Source organism: Microbacterium sp. Ag1 (assembly GCF_001005635.1).
In the GTDB taxonomy this organism is placed as follows: domain Bacteria; phylum Actinomycetota; class Actinomycetes; order Actinomycetales; family Microbacteriaceae; genus Microbacterium; species Microbacterium oxydans.
Window position 1 is genome coordinate 208548 of sequence record NZ_LBCR01000032.1, and the last position, 16732, is coordinate 225279.

20 protein-coding genes are annotated in these 16732 nt (G+C 68.5%); 11 read left to right on the forward strand and 9 right to left on the reverse strand.

Features of this window, described 5'->3' with window-relative positions; translation table 11 throughout:
• Window positions 1-43: 43 nt before the first annotated feature.
• The 6 genes from AAY78_RS14145 (at window position 44) to AAY78_RS14170 (ending at window position 5451) form a co-directional block, all read left to right on the forward strand.
• Complete coding sequence (locus AAY78_RS14145; RefSeq protein ID WP_046748923.1) at window positions 44-832, forward strand: IclR family transcriptional regulator; 789 nt, start codon at window positions 44-46, stop codon at window positions 830-832.
• Window positions 833-977: 145 nt separating this feature from the next.
• Entirely contained in the window at window positions 978-2396 is a 1419-nt protein-coding gene (locus AAY78_RS14150) for an MFS transporter (protein WP_046748924.1), read from the forward strand.
• Window positions 2393-3178, forward strand: a complete 786-nt coding sequence (locus tag AAY78_RS14155) for an SDR family oxidoreductase (RefSeq protein ID WP_046748925.1) — start codon at window positions 2393-2395, stop codon at window positions 3176-3178. The genes AAY78_RS14150 and AAY78_RS14155 overlap by 4 nt, the downstream gene beginning before the upstream one ends.
• Complete coding sequence (locus tag AAY78_RS14160) at window positions 3178-3909, forward strand: fumarylacetoacetate hydrolase family protein (protein WP_046748926.1); 732 nt, start codon at window positions 3178-3180, stop codon at window positions 3907-3909. The genes AAY78_RS14155 and AAY78_RS14160 overlap by 1 nt, the downstream gene beginning before the upstream one ends.
• Window positions 3910-3925: 16 nt before the next feature.
• Window positions 3926-4963: an alcohol dehydrogenase catalytic domain-containing protein gene (locus AAY78_RS14165; protein ID WP_046748927.1), complete on the forward strand. Its 1038-nt coding sequence runs from the start codon at window positions 3926-3928 to the stop codon at window positions 4961-4963.
• Window positions 4960-5451, forward strand: coding sequence for a gluconokinase (locus AAY78_RS14170; protein WP_046748928.1), 492 nt, complete (start codon window positions 4960-4962; stop codon window positions 5449-5451). Before AAY78_RS14165 ends, AAY78_RS14170 begins: the two co-directional genes overlap by 4 nt.
• 15 nt (window positions 5452-5466) lie before the next feature.
• On the opposite strand, the gene AAY78_RS20210 is transcribed toward AAY78_RS14170, so the two are convergent.
• Window positions 5467-5592: a hypothetical protein gene (locus AAY78_RS20210; protein WP_017828452.1), complete on the reverse strand. Its 126-nt coding sequence runs from the start codon at window positions 5590-5592 to the stop codon at window positions 5467-5469.
• A gap of 223 nt (window positions 5593-5815) precedes the next feature.
• Here AAY78_RS20210 and AAY78_RS14175 point away from each other — a divergent pair, with 223 nt between their 5' ends.
• Complete coding sequence (locus AAY78_RS14175) at window positions 5816-6430, forward strand: 50S ribosomal protein L25/general stress protein Ctc (protein WP_046748929.1); 615 nt, start codon at window positions 5816-5818, stop codon at window positions 6428-6430.
• 101 nt (window positions 6431-6531) lie between these two features.
• Window positions 6532-7113, forward strand: coding sequence for an aminoacyl-tRNA hydrolase (gene pth / locus AAY78_RS14180; RefSeq protein ID WP_046748930.1), 582 nt, complete (start codon window positions 6532-6534; stop codon window positions 7111-7113).
• Between the two features lie 27 nt (window positions 7114-7140).
• Here pth and AAY78_RS20130 read toward each other — a convergent pair whose 3' ends face one another.
• Together AAY78_RS20130 and trpS are read right to left on the reverse strand one after the other, a co-directional pair.
• A complete protein-coding gene (locus AAY78_RS20130) occupies window positions 7141-7833 on the reverse strand; it encodes a hypothetical protein (protein ID WP_231589726.1) in 693 nt (230 codons plus the stop codon).
• 22 nt (window positions 7834-7855) lie between these two features.
• Window positions 7856-8860: a tryptophan--tRNA ligase gene (gene trpS, locus AAY78_RS14190; RefSeq protein WP_082108702.1), complete on the reverse strand. Its 1005-nt coding sequence runs from the start codon at window positions 8858-8860 to the stop codon at window positions 7856-7858.
• 45 nt (window positions 8861-8905) lie between these two features.
• Between trpS and AAY78_RS14195 the strand changes: the two genes are divergently transcribed.
• The 3 genes from AAY78_RS14195 to AAY78_RS14205 are packed head-to-tail and all read left to right on the forward strand — an operon-like array spanning window position 8906 to window position 10910.
• The gene (locus tag AAY78_RS14195) at window positions 8906-9550 is read left to right on the forward strand and encodes a hypothetical protein (protein ID WP_082108703.1); all 645 of its coding nucleotides are present in this window, start codon (window positions 8906-8908) and stop codon (window positions 9548-9550) included.
• Window positions 9547-10230, forward strand: coding sequence for a DUF4166 domain-containing protein (locus AAY78_RS14200; protein WP_046748932.1), 684 nt, complete (start codon window positions 9547-9549; stop codon window positions 10228-10230). Before AAY78_RS14195 ends, AAY78_RS14200 begins: the two co-directional genes overlap by 4 nt.
• Window positions 10227-10910 (forward strand): DUF4166 domain-containing protein, encoded by a 684-nt coding sequence (locus AAY78_RS14205; protein ID WP_046748933.1) that lies wholly within the window; start codon window positions 10227-10229, stop codon window positions 10908-10910. Before AAY78_RS14200 ends, AAY78_RS14205 begins: the two co-directional genes overlap by 4 nt.
• Here the strand turns inward: AAY78_RS14205 and AAY78_RS14210 are convergent.
• From AAY78_RS14210 to sdhC, 6 genes are all read right to left on the reverse strand, one after another.
• Entirely contained in the window at window positions 10904-11743 is an 840-nt protein-coding gene (locus tag AAY78_RS14210) for an exodeoxyribonuclease III (protein WP_197077708.1), read from the reverse strand. The genes AAY78_RS14205 and AAY78_RS14210 overlap by 7 nt on opposite strands.
• Window positions 11744-11753: 10 nt before the next feature.
• On the reverse strand, window positions 11754-12962 hold the full coding sequence (locus AAY78_RS14215) for a YihY/virulence factor BrkB family protein (protein WP_046748935.1): 1209 nt from the start codon (window positions 12960-12962) through the stop codon (window positions 11754-11756).
• A 152-nt stretch (window positions 12963-13114) separates the two neighbouring features.
• Entirely contained in the window at window positions 13115-13882 is a 768-nt protein-coding gene (locus AAY78_RS14220) for a succinate dehydrogenase iron-sulfur subunit (RefSeq protein WP_046748936.1), read from the reverse strand.
• A gap of 2 nt (window positions 13883-13884) precedes the next feature.
• Window positions 13885-15711 carry a succinate dehydrogenase flavoprotein subunit gene (gene sdhA, locus AAY78_RS14225; protein WP_046748937.1) on the reverse strand — a complete coding sequence of 609 codons (1827 nt, stop codon included), beginning with the start codon at window positions 15709-15711 and terminating at the stop codon, window positions 13885-13887.
• A 17-nt stretch (window positions 15712-15728) separates the two neighbouring features.
• On the reverse strand, window positions 15729-16178 hold the full coding sequence (locus AAY78_RS14230) for a succinate dehydrogenase hydrophobic membrane anchor subunit (RefSeq protein WP_046748938.1): 450 nt from the start codon (window positions 16176-16178) through the stop codon (window positions 15729-15731).
• The gene (gene sdhC, locus AAY78_RS14235) at window positions 16178-16612 is read right to left on the reverse strand and encodes a succinate dehydrogenase, cytochrome b556 subunit (RefSeq protein WP_072591539.1); all 435 of its coding nucleotides are present in this window, start codon (window positions 16610-16612) and stop codon (window positions 16178-16180) included. The genes AAY78_RS14230 and sdhC overlap by 1 nt, the downstream gene beginning before the upstream one ends.
• Window positions 16613-16732 lie beyond the last annotated feature (120 nt).

Sequence of the window (16732 nt, forward strand, 5' to 3'; positions counted from 1 at the left end):
GGTCTTCACCGCCTGAGGGATCCCGAGCGCGAAAGGCGCGGCCATGGATGACGACACCCGCGAGGGGCGAGACCCCGCACCCGCCGTGACCCGCAGCATCCGCCTGCTCGGGATCCTCGCCGAGGCCGGGGGCCCGCGCACGCTCACCGAGCTGGCCGGGGACCTGGGACTGGCGAAGTCGTCGACCGCGAACCTCTGTCTCGCGCTCGAGGCCGGCGGCATGGTTGACCGCACGCCGCAGGGTTACCGCCTCGGCGTGCGCACCGCCGAACTGGGTGGCGCGTTCGCCGCGCAGTTCAACCAGGTGCGGGAGTTCTACAGCGTGTGCGAGGCCTCGCCGCAGCTCGCCTCCGAACTGGTGCAGGTCGCCATGCTCGACGGCACGGACGCGTTGTACCTCGCCCGTCACGAGGGCTCGCGCTCGCTCCGTCTCGGCACCCCGCTCGGGTCTCGTCTCCCGGCCCCGCTGTCGGCGACCGGACGCGCGCTCCTCGCCGCGATGAGCGACGACGAGGTGACCGAACTCCTCGGTGCTGACGCCGTCTTCCCGCAGCTCACCGAGCGCAGCGCGACCACCATGTCGGGGCTTCTCGAGGTGCTCGCCACAGCCCGCCGCAGAGGCTGGGCGCTGGACGCGGAGGAATCCTTCCGTGGCATCGTCGGCGTGGCCGTGCCCCTGGAGGGGTGGGCGCCGACCGATCCGCCGCTCGCGCTCGGTGTCGCGATCCGTGCGGCCGAGGCCGACTACGAGCGGATCGAGCGTGTGGGCGAGGCGCTGCGCGAGGCCGCCGCCGCGCTGACGAACCCGTTCAGCGCTGCCGTCCGACGCTGACCTCCCCGGACGCGCCGCCGCCCTCCTGAGGGGTGGCGATTCTTCGTGCGCGAGAAAGCGGGCCACAACCCGTCCAAAGGGTTGAACAGAATTCAACAGGCTGGTACAGTCGTCATCACGCCGCAGGCGAAGCCGATCGAAGGAGATGGCCGTGACAGACCCCCGCACCTCAGCCCGAGCAGCGTCGGACGACCCGGAATACGCGGCGAATCTGCGCCGCGCGACGCTCGCGTCGAGCATCGGCAGCGCGCTGGAGTACTTCGACTTCGCGCTCTACGGCCTCTCGACCGCCCTGATCTTCAACGTCCTGTTCTTCCCCCAGGACGACCCGGCGATGGCGACGGTCGCCGCGTTCGCGACCTTCGGCGTCGGATTCCTGGCGCGTCCGTTCGGTGGACTGTTCTTCGGTGTCTTGGGCGACAAGCTCGGACGCAAGTGGGTGCTGGTCGCGACCATCGTGCTGATGGGTGGAGCATCCACGGCGATCGGGTTGCTTCCCACGTACGCCGCGATCGGCGTGTGGGCGCCGATCCTGCTGGTGCTGATGCGACTGTTGCAGGGCTTCGGTGCCGGTGCGGAGCAGGCAGGGGCGACCGTGCTGATGGCCGAGTACGCGCCGGTGAAGCGCCGCGGCTTCTTCTCGGCTCTTCCGTTCGTCGGCATCCAGGCGGGCACGCTGCTCGCTGCGGTCGTCTTCGGCCTGATCACCCTGCTCCCCGAGGACCAGCTGCTGAGCTGGGGATGGCGTGTGCCGTTCCTCGCCTCCTTCGCGCTGATCCTGCTGGCGCTGTTCATCCGGATGCGGCTGCGGGAGACGCCGACGTTCGTCGAACTCGAGAAGCACGAGCAGATCGCCGATCGTCCGATCCGGGAGATCTTCACGCATGGTCTCCCCGGCGTGATCGTGGGCGTCGGGCTGCGCATGGCGGAGAACGGCGGCTCGTACATGTTCCAGACGCTCGGCCTCGCCTTCTTCGTGACGGTGGTCGGCGACACCGCCGACAAGAGCCTGCTCACGTGGGGCGTCACCCTCGGCTCGCTGATCGGCGTCTTCTCCGTGCCGTTCACAGGGCACCTGTCCGACCGCTTCGGCCGCCGCACGGTGTACCGGTTCGGTGCGGTCTTCATGCTCGTCTACACGTTCCCCGCATGGTGGCTCCTGTCGCTCGGGAACTACGCCATCGCGATCGGTGTGATCGCGATCGGCATCGGCGTGGCGGTGAACAGCATGCTCGGACCGCAGTGCGCCATGCTCCCCGAACTCTTCGGAAACCGTCACCGGTACCTCGGCGTCGCCATGGCCCGCGAGATCTCCGCCGTGCTCGCCGGCGGCCTCGCCGGTGTCCTCGGCGCGTACCTGATCGCGGTCAGCGACGGCAACTGGGTGCTGCTGGCCATCTACATGGCGGTGCTCGCTCTCATCACGACCGCATCGACGTTCCTCGCTCCCGAGACCCTCCGTCGCGACCTCACCCGCGTCGACGACGCGATCAAGGTCTCGCGCGCCGAGGCCGGCGACGACGTGTTCGCCACCACCGTCTCGATCAAGGCCGTGGGGCGATGACGGCATTGCCTGCGGGACTGGCCGCCTTCGATCTCACGGGGCGGACGGCGCTGGTCACCGGGTCGAGCCAGGGCATCGGGAAGACGCTCGCCGCGGGGCTGGCCGGAGCCGGAGCGACCGTCGTCGTGCACGGGCGCGATGCGGCGAAGGCGCACGCGTCGGCGAGGGAGATCTCCCGCACGACCGGGGCCGACGTGCACAGCGTCGTCTTCGACGTGACAGATGCTGCAGCGGTCGACGAGGGGATGAACGCGGTCGAACGGCTGGTCGGCGCCCCTGACATCCTCGTCAACAACGCCGGTGTCCAACGACGCGCGCCCATCGCCGAGTTCGCGGACGAGGACTGGGATGCACTCGTGCAGACCAACCTGTCCAGCGTCTTCCACCTGTCACGTCGGGTCTCCGCCGGGATGATCGCGCGCGGTTCGGGCAAGATCATCCAGATCGGCAGTGTCCAATCTCAGCTCGCCCGCCCCTCGATAGCGGCGTATGCGGCGACCAAGGGCGCGATCGTGATGTTCACGAAGGGCCTGTGCGCCGACCTCGCCCCGCACGGCATCCAGGCCAACGCGATCGCCCCCGGGTACTTCGCCACCGAGCTCACGAAGGCGCTCGTCGCCGACGAGCAGTTCTCGGACTGGGTGCGCGGACGGACCCCCGCCGGTCGGTGGGGAGACACCGAGGATCTCGTCGGCGCTCTGCTGTTCCTTGCGAGCTCCGCGAGCGACTTCGTCAACGGGCAGACGCTGTTCGTCGACGGCGGCATGACGGCGGTCGTCTGATGCGCATCGGTCGCGTCGCCGCACCCGGTGGCCCCGTGTGGGTGCGGGACGGCATCCACGGCCCGGTGCCGATCACCGACCCCTTCGCGGCCTTTGCCGGCGGGACCGAGCCGGGGGACATCGGCGAGACCGTCGAGGGGACCGTCATCGCGCCGGTGGATCCGGTCGTCATCATCGGCATCGCCCAGAACGGCCCTGACCACGCCTCGCCGGTGCAGGCGTGGCTCAAGAGCCCGCGCACCGTGGTCGGCAGCGGGGTGACGGTGACGCTGCGCCGCGACGCCGGTGCACAGGTGGCTGAGGGCGAGATCGCCGTCGTGATCGGACGCCCGACCGCAGGGCTGACGGCGCAGAACGCGCAGGAGTACGTCCTCGGCGTCACCGCCGTGAACGACCTCTCCAGTCCCGAGCGTGCCGAGGTCGACCCGCGCAACTTCGAGTCGAAGTCGGGGGAGGGCTACACCCCGCTCGGTCCCTGGATCGACACCGACGCAGGCATCGACGATGTGACGCTCGAGGTGGCGATCGACGGTCGCCGCGTCGCCGCCACCGGGAGCGCTCAGCTGCCGATGTCGATCCGGGAATGCCTCGCGTATGTGGCCGCGTGGTCACCGCTGGGTCCCGGGGACGTCATCATGACCGGCGCGCCGCACTCCCAGGCGGTCGTGGCGCCAGGACAGACCGTGACCGTCGATGTGGCGGGCATCCGATTGGTCACGCCCTTCGTGTGACCGGGGAAGGAGCGTGGTGGAGAACCTCGCTGTGGTGGCGCATGCCGCCGACGATCTGCGGATCGAAGACATCGGTGCGCCGATGGCCCGACCGGACGACGCCGTGATCGACGTGGCCTTCGGGGGCGTCTGCGGGTCAGACCTCCACTACTGGCGGCACGGAGCCGCCGGGGCCTCCGTGCTGCGGGAGCCGATGATCCTCGGGCACGAGGTGTCCGGTGTCGTGACGGTCGCCGCAGCCGACGGCTCGGGGCCGGCAGTCGGCACGCCCGTGGCCGTCCACCCGCTCACCGCGCACGGGGACGGGCGCACACCCTGGCCGGCCGAGCATCCCAACCTCGCACCGGCATCGACGTATCTCGGGTCGGCGATGCACCTGCCTCACACCCAGGGGGCCTTCGCCCGTCGCGTGGCGCTCCCCGCGCGGATGCTGCACGCTCTCCCCACCGGCCTCGATCTGCGCACGGCGGCGTTGGCCGAACCGGCCGCGGTCGCCTGGCACGGTGTGCGGCGAGCCGGCGACGTCCGAGGTCGCAGCGTCGTGGTCATCGGCGCCGGACCCATCGGCCAACTCGTCGCGGCCGTCGCCCAGCGGGAGGGGGCCACCTCCGTGACGGTCACCGATCTGCAGCAGCTGCCGCGGGAGATCGCCGAAGCGCGTGGCATCCTGTCGATCGACGCCAGGGCGGAGAGCGAGATCTCCGAGCTGCACGCCGATATCGTGATCGAATCCAGCGGCACCGTCCCCGGTCTCGCGGCCGCCGTCTCCGCCGCCGTCCGCGGGGGCGTGGTGGTGATGCTGGGGCTGCAGCGCGGGGGCGACGTGCCGGCGCCGATGGCCACCGCGATCACGCGCGAACTCACCCTGCGCGGATCGTTCCGCTTCGGGGCGGAGTTCGACGAGGTCATCGCCGCTCTCGCCGACGGCAGCCTCGACGTGCGCGGTATCATCAGCCACGTGCTGCCGGTCGACGATGCGCTCGAGGCGTTCGCACGGGCCGCCGACCCTGCGAGCTCCTGCAAGGTGCTCATCGACTTCGGAAGAGGCGCATGAGCGTGCGCATCGTGGTGATGGGTCCGAGTGGCTCCGGCAAGTCGACGGTGGGCGCGTTCCTGGCCGACTCTCTCGGAGCGCGGTTCATCGACGGCGATGACCTGCATCCGCCGGAGAACGTCGGCAAGATGGCTGCGGGAGTTCCGCTGGACGATGCGGATCGACAGCCCTGGCTCCGCCTCGTCGGGAAGACCCTCCAGGCGGAGGAGCGCGTCGTGGTCGCGTGCTCAGCGCTTCGACGCGTCTATCGCGACCTCATCAGAGACGAGGCGCCGGAGGCCTTCTTCGCCGAACTGGCGATCGGTCGCGACGTCCTCGAGGAACGGATGCGCCTGCGCGTGGATCACTTCATGCCGGCCGCACTGCTGGATTCCCAGCTGCAGACCCTCGAGTCGCTCGATGCAGACGAAGAGGGCATCAGCATCGACGCGGCGGCGGACGTGCGGACCGCGTCCGCGCTCATCGCCGCGGCGGTGGGGCAGCGCTAGCGCCGCTGTCGCTTGTCAGTCCTTGCGGTAACCCGAGCGGCCCATCGCGAACAGCGCGATGAACGAGGTGACGGCCGCGCACACGGTCATGGCGCCGATCAGCCAGAGGAGTGCGTGCGAGAGGAAGGCGCCGTCGAGCATGGGGGTTCTCCGTGTTCTGCAGAAAAAGGACCGGTGTCCTCAGCCTATCGGGTCATCCGGTACCATTGAGGCTGTACCTCGGCGAGGGATGCTTCTGCGCGTGCGCGAACATCCGTTATCGACGCGGCGAAGCAAGCCCGGTGGCTTTCCTCCTGCGTCAGCGAGTTCGAAAATTCCAAGACCACCGCGCGGCGCCTTCGCTGCGTGCCCCGAAGGAGAACCCATGTCTGAAGACACCAAGGTCCAGGCCGAGCTCCGCGAGAGCTTCGGCAAGGGCTTCGCCCGCCGCCTCCGCGCCGCCGGCAAGATCCCCGCCGTCATCTACGGTCACGGCACGGAGCCGGTGCACGTCGCACTCCCCGGCCACCAGGTCTCGCTCATCCTGCGCCGCGCGAACGCGCTGCTCGAGCTCGACATCGAGGGCAAGTCCCAGCTCGCTCTGGTCAAGGACGTGCAGAAGGACCCGGTGCACCAGATCATCGAGCACATCGACCTGCTCGTCGTGAAGAAGGGCGAGAAGGTCGCCATCGACGTCCCGATCATCGTCACGGGCGAGTCGGCTCCCGGTACGATCGCGAACCTCGACGCCACCACCGTGTCGATCGAGGCCGAGGCCACGCACATCCCCCAGAACATCGAGGTCTCGGTCGAGGGCCTGGAAGAGGGCGCGCACATCACCGCCGCCGACGTGCAGCTCCCCAAGGGCTCCACGCTGCTCTCCGACCCCGAGGTGCTCGTCGTCGCGATCTCCGTGCCCGCCGCACCCGCGGAAGAGGACGAGGCGGAGACCGAAGGCGAGTCCGCCGATGAGGCGACCGAAGAGGCCGCCGCGGAGTGATCTCCGACTGATTCATCACAGAGGGGACGCGATCCGATCGCGTCCCCTCTGTCGTATCCTGACCGGGATGCTACAGCCCCGGACAGGGAGAGGACGAGGACATGCCATCGACCTGGCTCGTGGTGGGGCTCGGCAACCCCGGCCCGCGGTATGAGAGCACTCGACACAACATCGGACAGATGGTCGTCGATGAGCTCGCCTCGCGGCGTTCCGAGGCGTTCCGCGAGCACAAGGGGGGAGCGCGCGTCGTCGAGACCTGGCTGCGCCCTGGCGCGGACAAGCTGGTGCTCGCCAAGCCCAATACGTTCATGAACGTCTCGGGCACGCCGGTGGCGGCTCTGGCGCGGTTCTACTCGGTCCCCACCGAGCAGGTGGTCGTCGTGCACGACGAGCTCGACATCCCGTTCGACACCGTCAAGCTCAAGACGGGCGGCGGGCACGGAGGGCACAACGGTGTGCGCGACGTCGCCAGAGCGCTGGGCACGGCGGATTTCCCGCGCGTGCGAGTCGGCATCGGTCGTCCGATCGGGCGTCAGGATCCTGCGGACTGGGTGCTGGCACCCTTCGGCAAGGAAGAGCGGCCGAACCTGCCGATCCTCGTCTCGGATGCCGCCGATGCGGTCGAGCTGCTGGTCGACGAAGGACTCCTGGCGGCGCAGCAGAAACACCACGCGCCGCGCTGACGCGGCAGCTGCCTACCGGCAGTGCGGTCAGGCCGAGAAGTTCGACATCCCCGCAGCGGCGCCGGTCGTGAGAGCCACCACCAGTGCGATGAAGAAGATCACCGACGCCAGGACCGCCACCACGAGAGCGGCGATTCCTGCACCCCGGCCACGCTTCTTGGCGATCGCGATGATGCCGAGGACGATCGCGGCGACGCCGACGAGGGTCCCGAGCCAGAACGAGAGCTCCGCCCAGAGCACCTGATCCCGGACCGGGGTCAGCACCCGGAGGTCATCGGCGGTGACCGATGCGCCGTTGGGCAGGTACCGACCGATCTCGAACGCGCTGACGCTGACGACGATCGCCGGTACGACCGCCGCGACGAGAGCGAAGACCAGGGCGAGCGTCCCGAAGAGCCGCGAGGACGAGGGAGCCGGTGCGGTGGGCACCTGGTAGGCGCCGGAGGGAGCCGTGTAGCCGCCGACGGGCACCTGGTAGGCGCCGGGAGGGGCTGCGGGGTAGCCGGGGGCCGGGGCCGCGGGGTAGCCGGCCGGTGCTGCCGGGGGATACGCGGGAGCTGCGGGAGGATACGTCGGAGCCGCCGGAGGATATGCGGGTGCGGCTGGCGGCGGGAACGCGCCGGCCGGGAAGTCCGTTGCCGGAGGCGCCGGCACCGCGGGCGGCAGAGGCGGATCGGAGGGCACGGCGCCGGACGGGGGAGGCAGCTGCGGATCGGTCACGACCCCCATCCTAAGGCGAGCGTCAGACGCGCCGGAGCAGACCCACCCGGTCGTACACGTTCGAGAGCGTCTCGTCGGCGACGGCGTCGGCGCGTGCGGCGTTCTCGGCGAGGATGCGGTCGAGCTCCGCGGGGTCGTCGAGCAGCTCCAGAGCGCGCGCGCGCACCGGCTCGAACTCGTTCACGACGACCTCGGCGAGACCCTTCTTGAAATCGCCGTAGCCACGACCGGCGTACTCATCCTCGATCGCCGGGATCTGGCGTCCGGTCAGCGCCGCGTAGATGGTCAGCAGGTTCGAGACACCGGGCTTGTTCTCGCGGTCGAAGCGCACCGAGCCCTCGTTGTCGGTCACCGCGCGCATGACCTTCTTCGCCGACTTCGCCGGGTCATCGAGCATCCACAGCACGCCGGCGTCGCTCTCGGCCGACTTCGACATCTTGGACGTCGGGTTCTGCAGGTCGTAGATGCGCGCCGTCTCCTTCTGGATGACCGGCATCGGAACGGTGAAGGTCTCTCCGAACCGCGAGTTGAAGCGCTCGGCGAGATCGCGCGTGAGTTCCACATGCTGCTTCTGGTCATCGCCGACCGGCACCACGTCGGTCTGGTAGAGCAGGATGTCGGCGGCCATGAGCACCGGATACGTGAACAGTCCCACGCTCGTCGAGTCGGCTCCGTAGCGCGACGACTTGTCCTTGAACTGCGTCATCCGCCCGGCCTCTCCGAAGCCGGTGATGGTGCTCAGGATCCACGCCAGCTCGGCATGCGCGCGCACATGGGACTGCACGTACAGGGTCGACAGCGACGGCTCGATGCCCGCGGCGATGTACTGCGCAGCGGTGCGGCGCGTCTTCTCGCGGAGCTCTGCCGGGTCCTGGGCCACCGTGATCGCGTGCAGGTCGACGACCGAGAAGTAGGCGTCGTAGGAGGTCTGCAGGTCCCGCCACTGGAGCAGCGCGCCGATGTAGTTGCCGATCTGGAGGGAGTCGGCGGAGGGCTGCATTCCGGAGTAAAGGCGAGGTCTCGTCACGGGATCAATCCTATGCGGTTCGTGCGGTGCCCCTACGATGGGCGCATGGCCTCCGCATCTCCCCGTCAACGGTCGCGGAAGGATCGGGCCCTCTACGTCGAGGTGCTGATCCGGGCTCCCCTGGACGAGGTGTGGCGGCTCACCCAGGACCCGACCTCGCACGTGCGATGGGATGCGCGTTTCACGGACATCGCGCCGCAGCGCACCAGGGCGGACGGAGCACAGGAGTTCCGATACGAGCTCGATCTCCGGCTGCACACCATCCGCGGGACCGGCATCTCGCTGGCGACGAAGGAGAGCGCTGCGGGGGAGCGCACCTCCGCGTTGCTGTTCGATACCGAAGACGCGTTCTCGCCCCTGGGCACAGGGCGCGGATACTGGCGGTACGTGCCGACAGAGGACGGCGTGCGGTTCCTCACGGGATACGACTACGCCCCAGGATGGGGCTGGATCGGACGAGCGCTCGATCCGCTCATCACCCGACGCTTCGTCTGGTGGCTGACCGCGAGGAGCTTCGACCGTCTCCGGCTGTGGGCCGAGGCGGGGATCCCGCCCGAGCAGACGAGTGGATGGAGGTCGTTGCGCCGAGGCCGACGTCCCCGTGCCCGCAATTGCCTCTCGCGCCCGCCCCGACATGGCGGACGCACCATCATGCAGGACGCGCCCGAGTCGCTCGAGGCCATCGGATGAGCGCGGGGCGGGGGATCTTCGAGCGTGCGCTGGGAGACGATTTCGCCCGGCTCCACCCCCAGCTGCAGCGACGATTCGGGGTCGGGGTGGATGCGGGATACGGCTGCATCGGACGCGGCGTGATGTCAGAGGTGCGTCGCGGACCGTGGTGGACGTTGCCTTTCCTGCTGGTCGGCACCTTCCGCAACATCCTGTTCCCCGAGCGCGGGAGCGAGGTGCCGTTCCGTATCGACAACCACGCGTATATCGACGACTTCGGGCGCGAGACCGTGACCTTCGTGCGGACCATGGATGTGCGGCCGGGGCGACGCCGCCGGTTCGACGCGACCATGATCTACAGCGACGCCCGTCGGAGGGTCGTCGACTACCTGGGCACCCATCAGCACCTCGCCGTCGACCTCGACCTGGAGGTGACCGACGACGGCGCACTCCTGCTCACCTCGGGTGCACAGCGCTTCTACGAGGGGCGGTTCGCCTTCCGGTTCCCGATGCTGTTCAGCGGTCGCGCCAGACTCGTCGAGCGCTACGACGATGAGCAGGAGCGGTACCTCATCGACCTGGAGATCCACAACGACGTCTTCGGGTTCCTGTTCGGCTACCGAGGCGCCTTCACGTGCGAGTTCGTCGAGGGGCCGGCACCGGCGACCGTGAAGCCCTACCGCGAGGAGGTGAGGGAGTGACCGCGCGCGGTGCGGCCTTCCTGGAGGCGCTGGGCGAGGAAGCCGAGCGGCTCCACCCCGAGATCCTCGCGCAGATGCGTGTCCACGCGGATCCGGGGCGACCGGACCTCGACAGCGCCGACGGCGTGTTCACCGTCGCCGGCAGCAGGTTCGGCCGGCTCTCCGTTCTCGCTCGCCCCGTCGTCGGGCCCGGGCTGCTCGTCACCCGGCTCGCGAGGCATGTGCCGTTCCGGATCGAGACCGCATCGGCACGCACATCCTCGGGCCGGGCCGTGCTCGCCACCGTCCGCGAGTTCCGCTTCCCCGGTGCGACGCAGTATGTCAGGGATCGGCTCTTCGCGACGGGGCATCCTGGGCTGGTCCAGAACGCACTGGGCGATCGAGGCCGGGTCGAGATGCTCGAGCATTGTTCGGTGACGTCGGACGGCGCGCTACGGATGCGCACTCGTGCCGTCCGCCTGCGGTTCGGGCGGTTGCGCATCCCACTGCGTGGACCTCTTCGCGTCGACGTCGATCTCGTCGACGGCTGGGACGAGGTCCACGGTCGTCGCACGATCGACATGCGGGCAGTGAGCCCCCTGGCGGGAACAGTGCTGGAGTATCGCGGCTGGTACCGCTACGCGCCCCGCAACGGCCACGCCGTCACGGATGGCGACGGCGTGGCCGGCTCCGATCAGTAGCGGTAGTCGACGACCACCGGCGCGTGGTCGCTCCAGCGCTGATCGTAGGCCGCGGCGCGCGCGACGTGATAGCTCTCCACGCGCTCGGCAAGAGCGGGCGTCGCCAAGTGGTAGTCGATGCGCCACCCGGAATCGTTGTCGAACGCCTGCCCACGCATCGACCACCAGGTGTAGGGGCCCTCGACCTCCCCATGGAATGCCCGGCCGACGTCGATCCAGCCGAGGCCGGTGCCGACGGTGCCGTCGACACCCGATACCTCTGTACCCGCCTCCCCGAGGAACCGGTCGAAGTAGGCGCGCTCGCGGGGTAGGAAGCCCGCCTTCTTGCGATTGCCGCGCCAGTTCTTGATGTCGAGCTCACGGTGGCCGACGTTGAGGTCACCGGTGACGAGCGCCAGCGCACCTTCGGTGTTGAGTTCGCCGAGACGGGTGCCGAAGGCGTCGAGGAACTTCCACTTCTCATCCTGCTTCGGAGTGTCGGCCTCTCCGGAGTGCACGTACGCGCTCACGACGGTGAGGGGGCGGTCGCCGATCAGGTAGTCGGCCTCGATCCAGCGGCCCTTGGAGTCGAAGTCGTCGGGGCCGAAATCGGTGCGCGAGGCGAGCGCGGGCGTGCGGCTGGCGATGGCGACGCCTGCCCGTCCCTTCGCGGTGGCCTCGTCGTGCACGAACGACCACCCGGGAAGCGCGGCCTCCAGATGCTCATCCTGGCCGCGGACCTCCTGGAGCGTGAGGATGTCGACGCCCGCCTCGTCCAACCAGGAGCTCATCCCGTTGCGAGCCGCCGCTCGGATTCCGTTGACATTGACCGAGGCGATACGCAGATGAGGCATGGTCCCCAGCCTAACGAGGGTCGCCGACATCCCGTCCGGAGCGGTGGTTCATCTCGGCCAGCACGCGTCGCGCGAGCGGTGTGCTCATGTCCGCCGGCGGGGGAGGGGAGGCCTCGAGGTCGTGAAGTTCATCCTCCGCATCGCGCAATGCCCGTCCCGCGGCCCATGCCCGATACCAGGGCGCGTCGAGTCGGGTCGCACGGGCGTCACGTACGCGGATGCGGGCGGCGGTCAGGAGGGTCTGGTACTCGGCCACGCGGCGTTCCGCCTCGGTCTGCTCCAGGAGGGGCTGATCGCGATCCTGTGCGGCGACCGCGATCCAGGACGAGGCGACCAGCATGACCACGCCGTTGATGCGGAACCAGAGCAGGAGACCGATGAAGATGGCGAACGTGGCGAGCAGCGGGTTGGAGGGCGTGTAGCTGAGGAGGAAGCCGGCACCGAACTGCAGGACCGTCATCGCTCCACCGCCCAGGAGAGCGCCGGGCCAGATCGTCCCCCAGTGCAGGGAGGTGCCGGTGAGGAAGCGGACCATCGCCGCCAGCGCGCCCGACATCAGCGCGAACGACACGATGACCGCGCCGATACGGATCAGGATGACGCCGTTGGAACCGGAGTCCCAGCCCAGGAGGCCGAGGAGCCAGCTCAGGACGGCGGCGCTCGCGGAGCTGAGGATCGATCCGGCCACCAGCGAGGCTCCGAAGATCACCGCGGCGAGGAGATCGCGCGCCTTCAGGATCACGTAGCTGCGGCGATCGGGCGGCAGGCCGAAGATGTCTCTGGTCGCGCGCCGCGAGAAGGTGACCCAGCCGATCGCCGTCCAGATCACGGTGCCCAGGGCGATCAGACCGGTGATGCTCAGCACACCGCTCGTGCTCGAGGCGATCTCCTGCACCTGCTCCGGTGTGATCACCCCGCCCTCGGGCTGGATGAGGTTCGGTATGTAGCTGTTGATCATCGCGATCAGACCGTTCACCGCGTCTTCACTGCCACCGAGCCAGAGACCGGCGATCGCGAAGGCGAGGTAGATGGCCGCGAAGATCGCGAACAGCGCCTGGTAGCTCACGCCCGCGGCGAGGAGGAACCCGTTGTGCTGGAGGAAGTGCCGCCACACGCGAACGGGGAACAGCCCGAGAGTGCGCTGCGTGAGCGCTGAGGCGCGTTCGACAGCGGCATCGAGACGACCGGACTCGGTCGTGGAGCCATCGGGATCAGCCACGGTCCCACCTTATCCAAGCGTCGTGTTCATCCCCCGCCTCCGCCATCTCCACATGCGCCGTCTCAGGCAGAAACGCGAGAACAGGCGGCTCCGGAACGGAACCGCCTGTCCTCGCGTGATCGCCTGATACGGCTCGTGCGGGCGAAGCCCGGTCAGGGGCGGCCGCGCAGGACAGCCTGCTTGACCTCGGCGATGGCCTTGGTGACCTCGATGCCGCGGGGGCACGCCTCGGAGCAGTTGAAGGTCGTGCGGCAGCGCCAGACGCCTTCCTTGTCGTTGAGGATGTCGAGACGCACGGCGGCGTTGTCGTCGCGCGAGTCGAAGATGAAGCGGTGTGCGTTGACGATCGCCGCCGGGCCGAAGTACTGCCCGTCGGTCCAGAACACGGGGCACGACGAGGTGCACGCGGCGCACAGGATGCACTTGGTGGTGTCGTCGAAGATCTCGCGGTCGGCGATGGACTGCGTGCGCTCCTTCCCCTTCTCCGGAACGGAGTTCGCGACGAGGAACGGCTGCACCTCGCGGTACGAGGCGAAGAACGGCTCCATGTCGACGACGAGGTCCTTCTCCAGCGGCAGACCCTTGATGGCCTCGACGTAGATCGGCTTCGAGATGTCGAGGTCCTTGATCAGCGTCTTGCAGGCCAGACGGTTGCGTCCGTTGATGCGCATGGCGTCGGAGCCGCAGATGCCGTGGGCACAGGAGCGGCGGAAGGTCAGCGAGCCGTCGACCTCCCACTTGATCTTGTGCAGGGCGTCCAGCACGCGGTCGGTGGAGTAGAGCTCCACGTCGTAGTCGACCCAGTGCGGCTCGGAGTCGACCTCGGGGTTGAACCGGCGGATGTTGAAGGTGACGATGAAGGACTGGATGCCGGTCCCTTCGGTGGTGTCGGCAGGTGCCTCTGCGATGGCGGTCGACATGCTCAGTACTTCCTCTCCATCGGCGGGTAGTTGAACTCGCCCTGCTCGTTCTTCGTGAAGACGACGGGCTTCCAGTCGAGCTTGATGTGATCGCTCGGCGTGGACGAGTGCGGGTCGCCGGTCAGGTAGGCCATGGTGTGCTTCATGTACTTCTCGTCGTCGCGCGTCGGGAAGTCGTCGCGCATGTGTCCGCCGCGGCTCTCCTGGCGGTTCTGCGCGGCGTAGACCACGACCTCGGCGATGTCGAGCAGGAAGCCCAGCTCGACGGCCTCGAGCAGATCGGTGTTGAACCGCTTGCCCTTGTCGTCGACGTGGACGTTGAGGTAGCGATCGCGCAGTTCCTTGATGACGCCGAGCACGTGCTCGAGCGACTCGTGCGTGCGGAACACCTGCGCGCCCTTGTCCATCTCGTCCTGCAGCGTCTTGCGCAGCACCGCGATGCGTTCGGTGCCCTGGTTGTTGCGCAGACCCTCGATCATGCCGGACACGAAACCGGCTGGGTCCTCCGGCAGCGGCACGAACTCGGCGGTCTTCACATACTCGACGGCCTTGCGACCAGCGCGCTTGCCGAACACATTGATGTCGAGCAGCGAGTTGGTGCCGAGGCGGTTGGCGCCGTGCACCGAGACGCAGGCACATTCGCCGGCGGCGTACAGGCCGGGAACGACGGTGTCGTTGTCGGCGAGTACTTCGGCGTCGTTGTTCGTCGGGATGCCGCCCATCGCGTAGTGCGCGGTCGGCATCACGGGGACCGGCTCGACGACGGGGTCGACGCCCAGGTAGGTGCGGGCGAACTCGGTGATGTCCGGCAGCTTGGTCTCGAGCACCTCGGCACCGAGGTGCGTGCAGTCCAGCAGCACGTAGTCCTTGTGGGGACCGGCGCCGCGGCCCTCCGCGACCTCCTGGACCATGCAGCGCGCGACGATGTCACGTGGGGCGAGGTCCTTGATCGTCGGGGCGTAGCGCTCCATGAAGCGCTCGCCCGAGGCGTTGCGGAGGATGGCGCCTTCTCCTCGCGCTCCCTCGGTGAGGAGGATGCCGAGTCCGGCGAGGCCGGTCGGATGGAACTGGAAGAACTCCAGGTCCTCGAGCGGGAGGCCCTTGCGCCATACGATGCCGACGCCGTCGCCCGTGAGGGTGTGCGCGTTCGAGGTGGTCTTGAAGATCTTGCCGAAGCCGCCGGTCGCGAAGATCACGGCCTTGGCCTGGAAGACGTGCAGCTCGCCCGTGGCGAGGTCGTAGGCGACGACACCGGAGACCTGCGTCTTGCCGTCGGCGTCCTTCACCGTGAGGAGGTCGAGCACGTAGAACTCGTTGAAGAAGTTGATGCCGAGCTTCACGCAGTTCTGGAACAGCGTCTGCAGGATCATGTGGCCGGTGCGGTCGGCGGCGTAGCACGCGCGGCGGACCGGGGTCTTGCCGTGCTCGGCCGTGTGACCGCCGAAACGGCGCTGGTCGATCTTGCCCTCGGGGGTGCGGTTGAAGGGGAGGCCCATGTTCTCGAGGTCGATGACCGCGTCGATGGCCTCCTTCGCGAGGATCTCGGCTGCGTCCTGGTCGACGAGGTAGTCGCCGCCCTTGACGGTGTCGAAGGTGTGCCACTCCCAGGAGTCCTCCTCGACGTTCGCGAGGGCCGCCGCCATGCCGCCCTGCGCCGCACCGGTGTGCGATCGCGTCGGGTAGAGCTTGGAGATCACGGCGGTCTTCGCGCCGGGGCCGGCCTCGATGGCGGCGCGCATGCCCGCCCCACCGGCTCCCACGATCACGATGTCGAACTGGTGGTAGTGCACGCCGTCTCGGACGACGGAATCCTGCGTCTCGGTAGTCACTTCTCGTATGCCTTCTTCTAGTTCCCGACGATCGCGGCGCATTCGGACCAGAGGACGCTGTCCTCGGTCACACCCAGGCACGGGTCGAACGTGAAGACCACGAGCGTGCCGAGGATGATGAGCAGGCCGGCGGCCAGCCCGAGCGCCCAGACCAGCGACTTGCGCGCCGTGCTGTTCGTCACGTAGTCGTTGACGATCGTGCGCATGCCGTTGGCGCCGTGGATGAGGGCGAGCCACAGCATGAGCACGTCCCACCACTGCCAGAACGGCGTGGCGAACTTGCCCGCGATGAACGCGAAGTCCAGTGCGTGGATGCCTTCGCCGACCATGAGGTTGACGAACAGGTGGCCGAAGATCAGCACGACGAGCACGACGCCCGAGACGCGCATGAAGATCCAGCCCCACTTCTCGAGGTTGACCCCGCGGCGACGGCGGGCCGGAGCGGCGGCGACGGTCTGTGCGGACATCAGTGTCCCCCTCCGAATCCGGCGAACGCGAGCATCAGGTGGCGGGGCACGAAGCCGGCCATGATGATGCCCCACACCAGCAGGACGCCCCAGAACAGCTGACGCTGGTACTTGGCGCCCTTCGACCAGAAGTCGACGGCGATGATGCGCAGACCGTTCATCGCGTGGAACACGATGCCGGCCACGAGCACGACCTCGCCGAGGGCCATGATGGGGTTCTTGTACGTGCCGATGACGGCGTTGTACGCCTCCGGCGACACCCTGATCAGCGCCGTGTCGAGCACGTGCACCAACAGGAAGAAGAAGATGGCGACTCCGGTGATGCGGTGAAGCACCCACGACCACATGCCTTCGCGACCCCGATAGAGGGTGCCGCGGGGGGTCTTTGACGTGGTTTCCGAAATCGACGGTGTCAAGCGGGCGCTTGTGGACACGGTCGTCCTCCCTGGATCGATGTGAACCGGTCGCGTGCGCTCAGGCACGCCCGATCGGTGTCCATCCTATTCCTGTCAGATCACTGGGAGCGACGAAGGGGAGCCTAAGTGTCTCGATGT